Annotated in this window: 10 protein-coding genes and 1 pseudogene; 7 read left to right on the top strand and 4 right to left on the bottom strand. The window is 37.4% G+C overall.

Annotated elements, in window-relative coordinates:
* Positions 1–6: 6 nt before the first annotated feature.
* The 3 genes from FFO06_RS12820 to FFO06_RS12810 all read right to left on the bottom strand — a co-directional run bounded on the left by FFO06_RS12820 (position 7) and on the right by FFO06_RS12810 (position 2,605).
* Positions 7–924 carry an NAD(+) kinase gene (locus FFO06_RS12820; RefSeq protein ID WP_137908394.1) on the bottom strand — a complete coding sequence of 306 codons (918 nt, stop codon included), beginning with the start codon at positions 922–924 and terminating at the stop codon, positions 7–9.
* A gap of 147 nt (positions 925–1,071) precedes the next feature.
* Positions 1,072–2,073 carry an SDR family oxidoreductase gene (locus FFO06_RS12815; protein WP_137908393.1) on the bottom strand — a complete coding sequence of 334 codons (1,002 nt, stop codon included), beginning with the start codon at positions 2,071–2,073 and terminating at the stop codon, positions 1,072–1,074.
* A gap of 268 nt (positions 2,074–2,341) precedes the next feature.
* Positions 2,342–2,605 (bottom strand): glutaredoxin family protein, encoded by a 264-nt coding sequence (locus tag FFO06_RS12810; RefSeq protein ID WP_137908392.1) that lies wholly within the window; start codon positions 2,603–2,605, stop codon positions 2,342–2,344.
* Between the two features lie 141 nt (positions 2,606–2,746).
* Between FFO06_RS12810 and FFO06_RS12805 the strand changes: the two genes are divergently transcribed.
* The 4 genes from FFO06_RS12805 (at position 2,747) to FFO06_RS12790 (ending at position 10,539) form a co-directional block, all read left to right on the top strand.
* Positions 2,747–4,021 carry an AAA family ATPase gene (locus tag FFO06_RS12805; RefSeq protein WP_137908391.1) on the top strand — a complete coding sequence of 425 codons (1,275 nt, stop codon included), beginning with the start codon at positions 2,747–2,749 and terminating at the stop codon, positions 4,019–4,021.
* Positions 4,022–4,334: 313 nt separating this feature from the next.
* Positions 4,335–7,535 carry an ABC transporter substrate-binding protein gene (locus FFO06_RS12800; RefSeq protein ID WP_137908390.1) on the top strand — a complete coding sequence of 1,067 codons (3,201 nt, stop codon included), beginning with the start codon at positions 4,335–4,337 and terminating at the stop codon, positions 7,533–7,535.
* Positions 7,536–7,561: 26 nt separating this feature from the next.
* Entirely contained in the window at positions 7,562–10,249 is a 2,688-nt protein-coding gene (locus tag FFO06_RS12795; RefSeq protein ID WP_137908389.1) for an ABC transporter substrate-binding protein, read from the top strand.
* A 143-nt stretch (positions 10,250–10,392) separates the two neighbouring features.
* On the top strand, positions 10,393–10,539 hold the full coding sequence (locus FFO06_RS12790; protein ID WP_236097140.1) for a hypothetical protein: 147 nt from the start codon (positions 10,393–10,395) through the stop codon (positions 10,537–10,539).
* A 131-nt stretch (positions 10,540–10,670) separates the two neighbouring features.
* On the opposite strand, the gene FFO06_RS12785 is transcribed toward FFO06_RS12790, so the two are convergent.
* On the bottom strand, positions 10,671–11,765 hold the full coding sequence (locus FFO06_RS12785; RefSeq protein WP_236097139.1) for an AI-2E family transporter: 1,095 nt from the start codon (positions 11,763–11,765) through the stop codon (positions 10,671–10,673).
* A 416-nt stretch (positions 11,766–12,181) separates the two neighbouring features.
* Between FFO06_RS12785 and FFO06_RS22330 the strand changes: the two genes are divergently transcribed.
* The 3 genes and pseudogenes from FFO06_RS22330 to FFO06_RS12775 all read left to right on the top strand — a co-directional run.
* Positions 12,182–12,316, top strand: coding sequence for a hypothetical protein (locus tag FFO06_RS22330; protein WP_268904601.1), 135 nt, complete (start codon positions 12,182–12,184; stop codon positions 12,314–12,316).
* 246 nt (positions 12,317–12,562) lie between these two features.
* A complete protein-coding gene (locus FFO06_RS12780) occupies positions 12,563–13,978 on the top strand; it encodes an LCP family protein (RefSeq protein WP_137908388.1) in 1,416 nt (471 codons plus the stop codon).
* 348 nt (positions 13,979–14,326) lie between these two features.
* Positions 14,327–14,813, top strand: a pseudogene (locus tag FFO06_RS12775) (nuclease/transposase family protein); the annotation flags it as partial.
* Positions 14,814–14,831: the final 18 nt, after the last annotated feature.

Here is a 14,831-nt window from a genome sequence, read left to right as displayed (position 1 = left end):
TGACAACTAAGGCAATTCTACAGAAGAAGGTTTAGCAATATGTGGTAAACCCCAACCTAGTTTTTCCCGGAGAACACGGAAAAATTCCGGTGACTGGAGACGAATAAACCGGGCGCTATAGGGCGATCGCTCTAAATATACCCGATCTTCTGCTAAAATATAACATCCACCATTACCATCTACCACCATCACCAATCGGGGAATATTCACCGGATAGATATTAATCGGTTCATGATCGGGAAATACCAAAGCCCTAGAAGCTAAGGAATGGGGACAAATGGGTACTAATTGTAAAACGGGGACACCAGGAGTAATTACTGGCCCCCCCGCGCTTAATGAATAAGCTGTAGAACCTGTGGGAGTAGAAACAATAATACCATCTGCCGCAATATCCACTGGAGAATGTCGCCCCACTGCTATTTCAAAATGGCACATACAAGTTAGAGGTTCTCGATGTAACACCATTTCATTTAAGCAGAGAGCTTCCCATGTCACCGTATCTCCCCGGAGAACTTTGACGGTGAGCATGACCCTATCTTCAACTTCATATTTATCAGCCATTACCTGTTCTATGGCTTCAGGCAACTGGTTGAGATAAGTTTCCGTCAAAAATCCCATGTGACCCGTATTGACCGTCAACATGGGGATACCAGAGGGGGCGACTAAGCGAGATGCTGCTAACACCGTACCATCTCCCCCCAACACCACTGCAAATTTCATATCTGAGTCAAAGCCAGGGGGCGTAAGACCTTCGATAGGTGTGTGAAAGACAAGGCTATCCGGTTGGGAATAACCCAATATACCACCGATACTCGCAGTGATGTAAACATCCCAACCAGCAGCGGTGAGCTTGTCTTTTAGTTGAATAGCGACACTACTCGCTATCGGTTTCACGTCGTTATAGATAATGCCTGCTTTCGGCACACTCAAATATCCAAGTTTAAGGGATGCTTTTTCTGTATCTAATGGTTACACATTTTTGACCAATATAACCATTAGTCTCACATTTGTTGAAAAAGTCTTTTTGTTAGGGATAGAAATCAGGAAGAACTCCAAAATCCAAAATCCAATTTATTGACTATTGGCCTTGGAAGATTGTTTAAAAGGAGTCTTTTGGCTTTTGAGCTTTTTGACCTTAGCTTTTTCGTAATCTAACTCTTTTAGCTTCTTCATAATCCGGCTGAAGTATTCTTGTAAGTAAACTTCCAGGGTGGTTGTTTGTTCTTTGTCCAACCCAAAGACAGTATATACTTCCTCCATATTTTCTGCATTTAAAGCTTTACCACTGGCTAAAACCTCTGTAAAAGCCAATCTATCTGCAACATTCCATCCCCATTGAAAAAAGCGGAGGAAATTTTGGACAGTCCGTAGTAAAGCCAGGGGCATTCGTGTAACTTTTGCGTCTCTATCAGATAAGTTTTCACAAAGATCAATAATTTCCTCAGCACCCCAAGCCCGAGTTCCCACCACAGGGAAAGACTGCTTTTCCGTTTCTGGCACACTCAAAGCACGAATAGCGAATTTAGCAATATCCTGGGTATCCATGTAGGCGATTTGTGAAGACTTACCTGTTACCCATACAGGTTGTTTTTCCAAAATAGGTATACCATATTGACCAATTAAACCTTGCATAAAACCAGCTAGACGTAAAATTGTATAGTTTAAGCCAGATTCTGCCAAAAACACTTCGGTACAGCGTTTAATTTCCATCAGCGGAACATTGGGGTATTGATCAGCATCTAAAATCGAAAAAAAGATAAACCTTTCCACACCCGCAACTTTAGCAGCTTTAATTAAAGCTACTTTCCCATCCCAGTCTACCTCCTTAATAGTCAGAGAATCCGTGGCACGAGATGTGGCGGCATCAATAACTGCGGTTACACCAGTCAAGGCTTCTGCAAGGGTTTGAGGATTACATAAGTTTCCGCGTACCAGTTCAGCGCCCCATTCCTTGAGAAAAGCTGCTTTTTTAGGACTGCGAACTAAACAGCGGACTTTGTATCCTTCATCAATTGCGCGACGGGCTACTTGTCTTCCCAATGTGCCAGTTGCACCGACTATTAATAATGTCATGGGGTTGGTTATATATTTTAATGTTTATGAAAAGAATCTTAACAGAATTAGCTCTCTAAATAAAACTTTACAAATTTTTCAGCAAACTCGATTTAGGATTTACACGGGTGTCACAAAAACCTATCACGTATTATCTGTAGTCAGGGCTTTAGCCCTGATTTTGCTTATAGTTTCTCTATGAGAGGACTAAAGTCCTCACTACCAAATATTTAGGCATTAATTCGGAGGCATTTTTCGGGACTGGTGCAAAATGTAAATATACTCAAATTCAAGTTTTTACATACTTACATAAGAATTTTTCCAGTCCTTCGACGCTGAGACGAGGAGAGGGACGAGGTATGGCTTGTTCCTTACCATCATCAGTGACAAAATAGAGTACAGGTATTTCATATTGAAACATCGCAAACCAATTTTTATCAGTGGTAATATCCCGAATTTCTAGCTCAAAACTGAGAGTTTTGATTTGGGCTAATTTTTCCTGCAATCCTTCACAAAGGTGACAACCGGGCTTGCTGTAGAGAATTAATCGCATAAAATCATACTTAGAGAACTATCTAACATCCACTCAGATCCCCGAATTTTTTAATAGGTCAGGAATCGCCAGGAGATAACCTGTATTCTGACCATAATCCACTATAATGGCTAATAACGTCAGAATTAGGATCTCCGAAATATGGCTAATCCTTTCTTCGCCAATATACCAGTTCCTCCAGAATATTTTATCGGTCGCACATCTGAAATCACAGCCGCTTTTGACATAATTCATGCTCGCAGTCATTTAGCTATTTGGGGTGGTCCAGGAATGGGGAAAACTTCTTACTTAGACAAAGTTGCTTGTCCCCAAACCTGGAAAGAATATGGACTAGATTCATCTCCCGCTGTAATTGTATTATTCAGTTGTCAGAGTTTACACCCCTTTACTCCGGGTAAGTTTTGGGCAGAAATTTTGACGATTATGGATGATAAATTAGAAAATGAGCCAGAACTACAAGCAGAAATTAGAAACTTAAGAGGGAATAATATTACAAATGATACTCTACGTCAAGCTATAACAAAGTTAGGTAGAAAAAATAAATTCCTGGTTTTGTTGGTAGATGACTTTGACGCGGCCTTAGAAACCAATGGGGAATATACGGAATCTGATAGAGAAACATTTTTAGCTCAATGTCGTAGTTTAGCCGTTCATGGTGCTAACAGGAAACTTACCATGATTGTCACCTCACTTCAGCGCCTCAATGAAATTGGTCCACCACTGCGGCCAAATGCTTCCCCTTGGTATAATCACTATATGTATCAATCTTTGAAAAAATTTGATTACCAGGAAACAGAGCAATTATTATCAATATCAGTATTTCCACCAGAATTAAGAACTGGAATTAGAAATATTACTGGTAGTCACCCGACTTTAATACAAATTGCCGGTTTTTTACTAAACATAGCAAGACAACAAGGAGAAGAAGTTGATATCAATAAATTTAATAGTGATTTTGAAAGGGATACTAAACAGATTTTTGAAACAGTTTGGAAAAGATGTAATGACCAACAAAAAACCTTGTTAATGCTGATTGTTTTGTTAGATCTAGACGGTCATTTAGAGCAGAAAGACTTTGATTTAAAAGGTATGGGTCGCATTTTGAATCAAAATGAACGCAGTTTAACTGAATTAGAAGAACAGGGGGTAATTGTTTCGGAAATCAGGCCAAAACCAAAATTACCAAAAGAACAGGAAAAGATATATTTATTCACTTCTTCAATTATGAAAAAGTGGGTAATTCAGGAGATTTGGAATACAAAAGCTAGTGAAATCAGAAAACGCGAGAGAGTATTTCTTAATCTGATGAGTCATGGACAAGTTGAGGAGATGAAAAAAGCAATTACTTGGTCAGGTCAGCATCAAGATACGGTTGTATCCCTCCTTAAATTTGGTCGTGAGATATTATTTGGATAGGACTTATCTAAATCTCAAAAAATCTCAGGTGCGTTACGCTGAGGCTAACATACCCTACTGCTTATCCAAATCTCATAAAATTTCAGGTGCGTTACGCTGAGGCTAACACACCCTACTGCTGTAAAATACAAAGTAGGGGTAATTCATGAATTACCCGTACACAAAAATAAACCAAAATAAACCAAAATAAACCAAAATAAACCAAAATAAAATTTTCAGTAATATATTGCGTAAATTATACAGAAAATGGATAATATCAATATCCCATTTTTATTTAAAACCAAGTGTATAATCGGTGAGGAGTACAAATAATATGATTAATCCACAACAGCAGAGAAATCCTTACATTATAGGTTCTGTTATTGACAAACCAGACCAATTTTTTGGTAGACAAAGTTTATTTGAGTTTATTAAAGATACTTTAGAACAAAATACTCCACTAATTCTCTTATATGGTCAAAGACGGATTGGTAAATCCTCTGTACTCAAACAAATTCCTCAAAAGATCAGTGAGGATCAATTTGTTTTTATTGATTTTGATCTCCAGGTTTTTGTCGGTGATAATCGGAAACATCCCATCAATCAAATTCTACACTATCTAGCACAGAGAATTGGAGAAGAAATAGGAAATAGTCTTACTCCTACAGCAGAAGATATAGAAGATGATCCTACAATTTTCCATGAGGATTTTTTAACTCAAATATACAATATATTAGGTGAAAAAAAGCTAGTTTTATTGTTAGATGAGTTCGATGTTTTAAGTGAAGAAAATAACGAAGGTAATGTAGAATTTTTCAGATTAATCAATAACTGGTTGTCAAAATGGACAGAACGATTATTTATTATTCCCGTAGTGGGACGACATCTTAAAGAACTACCACATCTACTTTCTTTGCTGGGTGGATCACCCTATAAAGAAATCAGTTTTCTGGACAAAGATAGTGCTGTAATGCTTATTACCAGACCTGCTCGAGGAGTTGTTACCTATCAGCCAAATGCAATAGAAGAGATATTGAGTTTATCAGCAGGTCATCCTTATTTCACTCAATTAATTTGCCATGAGCTTTTCAATTTAGCGCGGGAACGTCAGATATGGACAATAAATGCAGAAGATGTTAAAACTATCATAGATAAAGCAATTGAAACAGGGGAACCTGGTTTAGCATGGTTTTGGAATGGTTTATATCCTCAAGCAAAAGTTGTTTTTTCAGCAGCAGCAGAAGCCCAACATAGAGAAGAGCAAGATGACCAAGTTTCCTATAGCCCCAAGCTACTACTAAGGAATTATGGCATATTAACAGATTCCTTAACTCAGGTAGCCAAAGAAATGGCTGACTATGGTTTTTTAAATGAGTTCAAAAGAGTCAAAATTGAGTTAGTCCGGCTTTGGTTATTGCAGAAACATCAGCTAAAAGATGAGATTAGTAATTTAGCAGAAGTTAATCAGCAAGACGTTGAGAATCTTTGTTCGGTAGCACAAAATCAACCGCAAATAGCATTACAACTTTATGAAGAAGCATTAGGAATTAATCCTAATAATTTTCAAACTGTAACCTCTCTGGCGAAAGAATATTTACAGGTAGAAAAATTCGACCAAGCTTTTGAACTTTACAGTCGAGCTTACAAATTTTACTCTATTAATGATCAACAGGAAAGGGTCTTACAACCTGTATTTGATCTAGTTACAGAATATTCCCAAGCAAGCAATTTAGATAAAGCTTTAGAACTGTATGCACAAGCCCGTAAAATTGCTCCAGAAGAGAGAAAAGACGGTTTTATACAAACATTAGAACAATACGCACATAACCTGACCATTAATGAAGACTTTGCTCGCGCCAGAAAACAGTATGAGCAAGTTTTACAAATTGATCCCAATAGACAATTATCTCAGGATAGGTTGGAGGAAATTAGGGCTTTTGAATCTAAGTTAAAAGGTGTAGAAAACCTAAACTCACAACCACAAATCATAGCAAATCAAACTACAGTATTAAAAGGTGTAGAAACCCTAAGCTCACAACCACAAATCATAGCAAATCAAACTACAGTAAAACCGAACCCATTCACAACAGTAAAACCGAACCCATTCACACAAATCATGAAAAGGCCTGTTACATTTGTTGCATTAGCTACGGTTGTATCTGTTTTCGGTTTTGGTATTTATCAGCAGCTTTCTAGAACCTGTCCACCAGGTGAAAAGAAAGAATTAGGTGTTTTTTGTGTGGTAGATAATAGCAAAATTAGCCGAGGTGAAAGAACATTATTTCCTAATAATAATAATCCCTCCCGTGACCAAGGTATTGCAGCTTTCAAAAATGGTAATTATCAAGCAGCGGCTAAGTTATTTCAACAGTCCATAGAAGCAAAGCAAAAGGATCCAGAACTAGTAATTTACTATAATAATGCCCGTGCTCGTCAACAGGGTTCTCCCTTTACATTGGCTGTCGTTGTACCCATAGTTCAAGGTACTCAGATAAACGACGCTCAAGAAATCTTACGTGGTGTGGCACAAGCTCAAAACCAATTTAACGATAATCAAGGTTTAAATAATAGGTTTCTTGAAATTGTCATTGCTAACGATGATAACAAGGAATCAACGCAACAATTAGCACAACAATTGGTTAAAGATAATTCCATATTAGGTGTAATTGGACATAATTCTAGTGATGCTACACAAGCAGCATTACCGGAATATGAAAAAGCTGGTTTAGCAATTATTTCTCCCACCGCGACTAGTGTTTTCCTCAAAAGATCTGTTTTCTTTAGAACAGTTATTTCTGATGCAAGTGCTGGAAAAAAACTAGCCGAATACACTTTCAATAATTTGAAATTAAAAAGGGCAGTCATTTTTGCTAATCCTAACAGCCCTTATAGTAATAGTATCAGAGAAGTATTTACTAATCGCTTTGAAAAATTAGGCGGTGAGGTGGTTCGTAAACCCCTAATTGATTTAACTGATATCAATTTTGATGCGAGGAGAGAAATTTCTGCCACTGTCTATAGTAGAGATAAATTTGCACAAGCTGCTATGTTGTTTCCAGATACACAAAGCACTCCTACTGCCATCAATATTGCTAAAGAAATTACCCGTAGGAATGCCAGACTCAAGGATAACCCCCAAGACGGACGAGTAAAAGAGTTAAAAATGTTAGGTGGAGACAGTCTTTATAGCGATAAAACCTCAAAGAATGTAGAGGGTTTAATTGTTGCTACACCCTGGTTTAGAGAATCATCTCCAGCAAGACCATTTGCTGAAAGGTCTGAGCAAGAATGGGGTGGAGGTATTAGTTGGCGCACTGCAACTAGCTTTGATGCTACCCAGGCATTTATCAAAGCTCTATCTAACAATGTCACACGAACTAATTTGTTAGAAAAATTACCAAGTATCAAACTTGATAGGAATGAAACATCAGGTTATCAACTCAAGTTTACAGAAGAAAGAGAACGCGAAGGGCAATCTATTCTTGTTCAAGTTAAAGATGGTAAATTTGTTCCCATTGAATTGAATGGGTTATAATAGGAGATTAGATGTATGATTAGAGCATGATTACTTCCAACCTTCACAGAAACCCATACATTATCGGTCGTCCCATTGGCTACCGAGAGTCCCTGTTTGGCCGAAAAAGTATATTTCAGCTTATTCAAAAGAATCTTCAACAGTCTCAAAAATTACTATTGTTATACGGACAAAGACGTATTGGTAAATCATCTATTATCCTTAGTATTCCCCAACAATTGGCGGAAGTGAATGGGTTTGTTTTTGTTACCTTTGATTTATCATTTTACAGTCAGCAGCCCTGGAGTAGTATTTTAGCAGCACTAGCTCAAGCAATCGTAGATAATTTAGAGCTAGAAACTAGCATATCACCACCCACAACCACAGAATTAGAATTAGAAATTAATATCTTTGAACGTCAGTTCTTACCCCAAGTTTATCAACAATTAGAAAACAAAAATTTAGTTTTACTGCTCGATGAATTTGATGCTTTAATTGGTCAAGATTTAGAATCATCGGCCATAGAAACATTTACAAAAAAGATTTTCCGCCGATTATCTGATATCACTAAAAGAAATAATAAATTATTTATAGTTATATCCATAGGAGAACATTTAGCAAGTACACTTAATATCCTGAAAATATTTGAAGATGTACCTAAGATAAAAATTGGGTTATTGGATAAAGATAGTACGAAGGAATTAATTACGAAACCAGCCCAAGGTGTACTTGAATATGAAGAAGAAGCTATCAAAGCGATTTTCAATCTATCCGCAGGACATCCATATTGTACACAAATAATATGCTTTGCTATTTTCAGCAGAGCGCGAGAAAAGAATAGTTTTAAAATTACTAGTGCAGACGTAGAAAGAATTGTAGATACAGCGATTGAAATCGGTGAAGCTGGTTTATCCTGGTTTTGGTATGCTTTTTCCATTCCCGAACAAGTCGTTTTTTCCGCAATTGCACAAGCTCAAGAAACTGGAAAAAACTACTTAAAATTACTAGAAATTCAGGGAATTGACGCAAAAAATCAACTGATTAATCAAGCGCGAAAACAACTGGTAGACAATGGTTTTTTAGATGCAACCGGAGAGAAAATCAAAGTAGAATTGGTGCGTCGCTGGATTATAAAACGTTATCCTCTGCAAGATCAAATCGGTCAATTCCATGAATTTGAGCAAAAAAAAATTCCTAACCAGAAAGAGATGATCCAACTACCAGAGATAGTTGAGAATAATCACATAAGCAACATGAACATATATGGTGATTCAGATTCTTCATATTTCCTAAAACCTACCATATCTTCTGCGTCGTCAATAACAGCTAATAGCAATAGTTATACTAATATTTCTGCAAATACTTCCGCAAAACGACCGATAATGGTTTTAACAGCAGTTGCAACTACCATGACAATTGCGGCTAGTATTTTCGTAGCTAGTTTAAGTTTACGTTCTAATTCCCTTTATACACCCTCTTATGCACCGGATAATAATACAATTAGTCAAGGTGATAAAACATTATTTTCTAATATTAATAATCGCTTTCGTGACCAGGGTATTGCAGCCTTTAAAAATGGTAATTATCAAGAAGCAGCTAATTTATTTCAACAAGCTGTCAAAGCAAATCCCTACGACCCAGAAGTATTAATTTACTACAATAACGCTCGCGCTAGTCAAAATAGTTCTTCCGTGAGTTTAGCAGTGGTTGTACCTATAGACAGCAAAACTAATAATGATAATGCTCAAGAAATATTACGTGGTGTAGCTCAAGCACAAAATCAATTTAATGATAATCAAGGCTCAAACGGGTTATTATTGAAAGTTGTCATTGTTAATGATAGTAATAACCCAGAGGAAGCAAAACAAGTAGTCCAGGAAATAGTCAAAGATAATTCTATATTAGGAGTAATTGGACATAATTCTAGCGATGTTACTAAAGCTGTAATACCAGCATATAAAAAAGCTGGTTTAGCAATTATTTCCTCTACTGCTACTAGTAATTTATTAAAAAGCTCAGTTTTCTTTAGAGTAGTTGATTCTGATGAAATTGCTGGAAAAAAATTAGCTCAATATACTAATAGTCTAGGGTTTAAAAAAGTCGTGATTTTTAATAATCCTAACAGCCCCTATAGCAAGAGTATCACAGAGGCATTTACAGATGAATTTGAAAAAATGGGTGGTAAGGTAGTTCATACAATTGATTTAAGTGACAAAGAATTTGATCCAAGAGAAGAAGTTAATTTCAATAAATTTAAAGCGGAAGCTGCTATCTTATTTCCAGATACAGAACACACTAATACTACAATTGAGATTGCTAAAGCGAACAAAGATGATAATTCACCTTTAAGTTTATTAGGTGGACACACTCTTTATAGCAATGATACCTTAATCAAAGGTGGAAAGGCTGTAGAAGGAATGATTTTATCAGTTCCTTGGTTTAGAGAAACTTCACCAGCAAGGGCTTTTGCTGAAAAATATGGAAAAAAATGGGGCGGAGGTATTAGTTGGCGGACTGCAACCAGTTTTGATGCGACCCAGGCTTTTATTCAAGCTTTATCAAAAGATAATACCCAAGATAATAACCGGGCTAAGGTATTAGAAAGATTGAAAAATGTTGACCTTAACAATAAAGAAACATCAGGTTATCCACTCCAGTTCACCAAAGAAAGAGAGCGTCAAGGACAGTCTGTACTTATAGAGGTTAAGGACGGGAAATTTACTATGATTCCATAGGACTTAGGTAAAATAGATATTCGTTACCAAAATTGTAACCGTTGAGGATTGATCAAATTGGACATGAGATAGTGAACAAATAGTACATTATCAACGTCTGACTAGATAAAGACGCAAAAATCAAAGCACAATGGAGGTAAAACATGAACCATAAGAAAATCAATCCTATCAAAAGCAATTTTTTACAACGACGCTATGGCGTAAGTTTAGGAAGACGGTATGTTTTGGCGGCCGCTGGTGTGATGTTGTTAAGTGTATTTAGTTACTCCTCGGCTAACATAAGAAATTGAACCCTTCTCACCTTGATTTTTGCGTCTTTGCGTTTTTGGGTGAAACCTATTCATATCTTTGATCAACAACAGCGATAAAATAAGTTAACCTACTATTTTCGCAAATTTTGCTGGTGTTATGGGTGTAGCTATTACGGACTAGTAAAAGATTTTTCTGTATCAAGATTCATAACTGGGGGACGAATGGCGCTGATAATGCTTTTAATGACCACAGCACAGGGAACTGCGAGAATTACCCCCAAGAGTCCGCCAATTCTCGCTCCAGTCAAGACAGAAATTAAAATCCAAACGGGATTTAAACCAGTAAAACTACCTAAAATCCGCGGTGCGATCAGATTTTCTAGGATTTGCTGTACAATTACCGCTGCTATTAATACTCTTATCCCCATACTCACATCTTGAAGTGAGACTAAAGAAGTTGTCAGGGCGATACCCACAGAACCACCAAAGGGGATAAGTGCCATAAGTCCAATCGTCAATCCAAATAATAACCCAAAAGGGACTTTCAACCACAAAAAGGCGGGAATGAGAGCAGAAGCCATACAGGTGGATAAGATTAATTGGGTAATAAAAAAATTTTGAAAGCTTAAACGGACTGTATTGGAAAAAGGATCACGAAATTTAGAAGGTAGCCATTGTACTAAGCTTTCCCAAAGTTCGCTCCCATGTTGTAATAAATAAAAAGTTAATACTACTGTCAGCAAAAAATCTAATAAACTGGTAACAGTGACTACGGCTAGGTTTAGTGCCTGTCCGGCTATAGATTGTAATTGTCCCTTAACGCGATCATTAATTTGTGTTGCTAAAGCATCCAAATTAATTGGCAAACCCGCGCTTTCTGCTTTATCATTGAGTATCATTAATTGAGAACGTCCTGAATCAATTAATTCTGGTAAACGGGCTACCAGTTGTTGTGCTTGAGTCAGTGCCAGGGGAAACAGGGTGATACCTAGGGCTAATAAAATGGATAATGCTAATAAAAACACTAAGATAGCCACTTGTTCTCGTTTAGCTCCGTGGTTTTCCATCCAACTGACTGGGTAGTTGAGGAGAAAGGCTAGTACCGAAGCTCCGACTAAAATAACAATCAGGGAGTGAAAATAATCGAAAATTGTGGCAATAGCCCAACCATTGAGAACTAATAGGGGTGCAAGTAGGGCAATTGCTAAAAATCTTGCTATGGGTGTCAGTGTTTGCCACCAATTAAGTAGCTTTCGTGTCTGCATTTTTAGATAATTACACTATAGAACTCAGGTGATTTCTTCTTTACAGAATATGATCTGCTATATAAAACCTAGACAAAGCTAGACTTTACTTTCTACTTTAGCAGGAGCATCGGAGCGGTTATCCCTCAGTAGACTCACACGCTGTAGCCCAACGCGTTTATCTGTCTTCGACGGCGCAGCCATCTTTCTTTTGTGAAAGTTTTGAAAAAAACTACCACTATCATTGCTGGGTTTTCGTGTCGGCAATAGTCTTAATTTAATACTTGATACTTGATATCTTAGGATTATATATCAAGTAGTTGATTTTTTTAACTAAAATATATTGATTTTTGTCCGCAGAACTATAGCTTTGTCTTGAAAATTGTCAGATTAGGACTAGCTCTAGCTTAATGACTTTTATTCACCATCTTTAGTTTATGATCACATCAACCACTATGGATAGCCAGCCAGCAAAAGATACAGATGTCCCGAAAACACAACTAATTTTCTGTTTGATTCCCATTATCGGCTTTTTTTCCGTCTCTGTGGACTCTCTACAAAGGTCGGAGTAGTCGAGAACAACTAACGGTGAGCCGTTTGTCTACCGCTTTAGCTTTGATATGGATGTTCGGGAATAAGCAAAGGCCAAGAAAGAACTACTGAACTTTTCAATAAAAATGAAGTTAGTTGAAGATTATTGTATTTAGTCCTTCCCCATAGCAAACTTAATCAAAAATTAGCTATCATAGTCTGATTTGTTTTAGATCTATTGAGTCGGCAAATTTACGTTATTCAAAATCGTAGGTGAGAGGAAGTCTGTGACTAGTCAAAAAACATCAGCCGCACAAAAAAGAGCCGCAAAAGCTAAATATAGGGGGAAAATTTCTCGCCCGTCAAAATCGGGACGGTGGCTATGGTTTACGGTGGGCATGGGAGGGATTGCTATAGTATCAGGACTTGCAGGAGCGCTGTTGGCTGTTTCTTGGGAAAGTACACCTTTGCAACAAGCTCAACTTAGTCCCCAGGAAGAAGCAGTATTTGATGGCGATCGCATCTCTGGAAATGGGTTACAATTTTCTCAATTAACTCGTCCTGTAAATATCCTACTCATGGGTATGAGTGTACTACCCCCAGACATACAGAACCCCCCCGTTGATAGCAAAAGTCTCGGTTATTTACCCCAAATTAATTCTTTTGACGGTCTTTCTGATGTCATGTTGTTGATCAAATTTGATCCAGAGACAAACAAAATAGTCATGCTTTCTGTTCCTAGAGATACCCGCACAGAAATTGAAGGCCATGGAATGAAAAAAATTAATGCTGCTAATGTGGAGGGAGGTCCGGCTTTAACAGCGAAAACCGTTAGTAATCTTTTGGGCGGAGTTGGGGTAGATCGCTATGTACGCATTAATGTTTTAGGAGTTAGTAAGTTAATTGAAGCTTTGGGTGGGGTCAATATCTATGTCCCCAAAGATATGAAATATCGGGATGATTCTCAGCATTTATATATTAATTTAAAAGCAGGTCAACAACATCTTAACGGTGAACAAGCGTTACAATTATTACGTTATCGTCATGATGAGTTGGGCGATATTGGTCGGATTCAGCGTCAGCAAATGGTGTTACGTTCGTTAATTGAACAAACTCTCAACCCGAAAACTCTCACGCGAGTACCGGAAATTCTCAATGTTGTTAAGGAAAATATTGATACAAACTTATCCGTTGAAGAATTAATAGCACTGGTGGGTTTTGGCTCAAAAACCAGTCGCTCAAATATGCAAATGTTAATGTTACCTGGGCGCTTTAGTGAAAACCGTGAGTTTGATGCCAGCTACTGGGTACCAGATCGACGAGCTATTGGTAAATTAGTATCCCAGCATTTTGATTTAGAAGGGAAAACAGAACTACAGTCCAGTGATCCTAGTCATTTGCGTGTGGCTATTCAAGACAGTACAGGGAGCGATCGCTCACAATTGCGTCCCCTAATTAGAACATTGGAAAAAGCCGGATATACCAATGTTTTTATCTCTAAACCCTGGGGACAACCCTTAGAGGTAACTCACATTGTAGCACAACAAGGAGATGGAAATAGTGCGGAATCATTACGTAGTCTTTTGGGATTTGGGGAAGTGCGCGTAGAAAGCACTGGTAATATTGGTTCAGATATTAGTATCCAGGTGGGTAAGGATTGGTTTCAAAACCAAGCCATTTTCCAAAATTCTCCTCATCCTTAATCACATTTATCACATTTATCTCGTTCCCAGCCGGAGTCTGGGAACGTAATTTTGAGGCTCTGCCTCAATTATAATGGAATCTACCTGCTGTAAGCTATTACGCATCTAAATTTTTTTCTCACGCAGAGGCGCCCAGAGGAATAAGCATACATTTTATCAGAAAACGTCGTAATACCCCATCCCTCTACAGGGTGAGGATGTAATGCGGGCAAAAATTAAACACCCTTCAAGGGATATTAAGCGCAGCTTAATCATGAGAGAGGGTAGTTTCATTTTTACCAATCTTAGAGGTTGGTGAATTTCCTAAAGTATACTATACTGAAAACAGGTCGAATTAGTAATAAAAAAATGATTGTTTTTGAATTTAAAGCCAAAGGCACAAAGCAGCAATATCAAAAAATTGATGAAGCTATACGGATAACCCAATTCATCCGTAATAAGTGCTTGCGCTTTTGGATGGACAATCAATCAAAATGTTAAATATTACGACCTGAATAAATACACTGCGGTATTAGCTAATGAATTTGATTTTGCAGATAAATTAAACTCAATGGCTAGACAAGCAGCAGCCGAGAGAGCGGCATTTGCAATTAAAAGATTTTTTGATAATTGCAAAGCAAAAGTTCCAGGTAAGAAGGGTTATCCCAGATTTCAAAAAAATAACCGTTCAGTTGAATATAAAACTGGATGGAAACTATTAGAAGACCGTAAGCACATTACTTTCAAAGATAAATGTGGTATTGGTCAGTTAAAATTAATTGGAACTTGGGATTTACATTTTTACCAGATTAAGCAAATAAAGAGAGTTAGGATAGTTAAACGTTCTGACGGTTACTAGATCCAGTTTTGTGTA

The organism is Dolichospermum planctonicum, assembly GCF_005402965.1.
GTDB lineage: Bacteria > Cyanobacteriota > Cyanobacteriia > Cyanobacteriales > Nostocaceae > Dolichospermum > Dolichospermum planctonicum.
Note: the sequence above shows the minus strand (reverse complement) of the source record. Positions and strands in the feature narration are given on the sequence as shown.

Excerpts from the sequence above, each read along its gene's own strand:
- FFO06_RS12815 (WP_137908393.1), bottom strand. The coding sequence starts at position 2,073 with ATGACATTATTAATAGTCGGTGCAACTGGCACATTGGGAAGACAAGTA.
- FFO06_RS12810 (WP_137908392.1), bottom strand. The coding sequence starts at position 2,605 with ATGCGATTAATTCTCTACAGCAAGCCCGGTTGTCACCTTTGTGAAGGA.
- FFO06_RS12805 (WP_137908391.1), top strand. The coding sequence starts at position 2,747 with ATGGCTAATCCTTTCTTCGCCAATATACCAGTTCCTCCAGAATATTTT.
- FFO06_RS12800 (WP_137908390.1), top strand. The coding sequence starts at position 4,335 with ATGATTAATCCACAACAGCAGAGAAATCCTTACATTATAGGTTCTGTT.
- FFO06_RS12795 (WP_137908389.1), top strand. The coding sequence starts at position 7,562 with ATGATTACTTCCAACCTTCACAGAAACCCATACATTATCGGTCGTCCC.
- FFO06_RS12790 (WP_236097140.1), top strand. The coding sequence starts at position 10,393 with ATGAACCATAAGAAAATCAATCCTATCAAAAGCAATTTTTTACAACGA.
- FFO06_RS12785 (WP_236097139.1), bottom strand. The coding sequence starts at position 11,765 with ATGCAGACACGAAAGCTACTTAATTGGTGGCAAACACTGACACCCATA.
- FFO06_RS22330 (WP_268904601.1), top strand. The coding sequence starts at position 12,182 with ATGATCACATCAACCACTATGGATAGCCAGCCAGCAAAAGATACAGAT.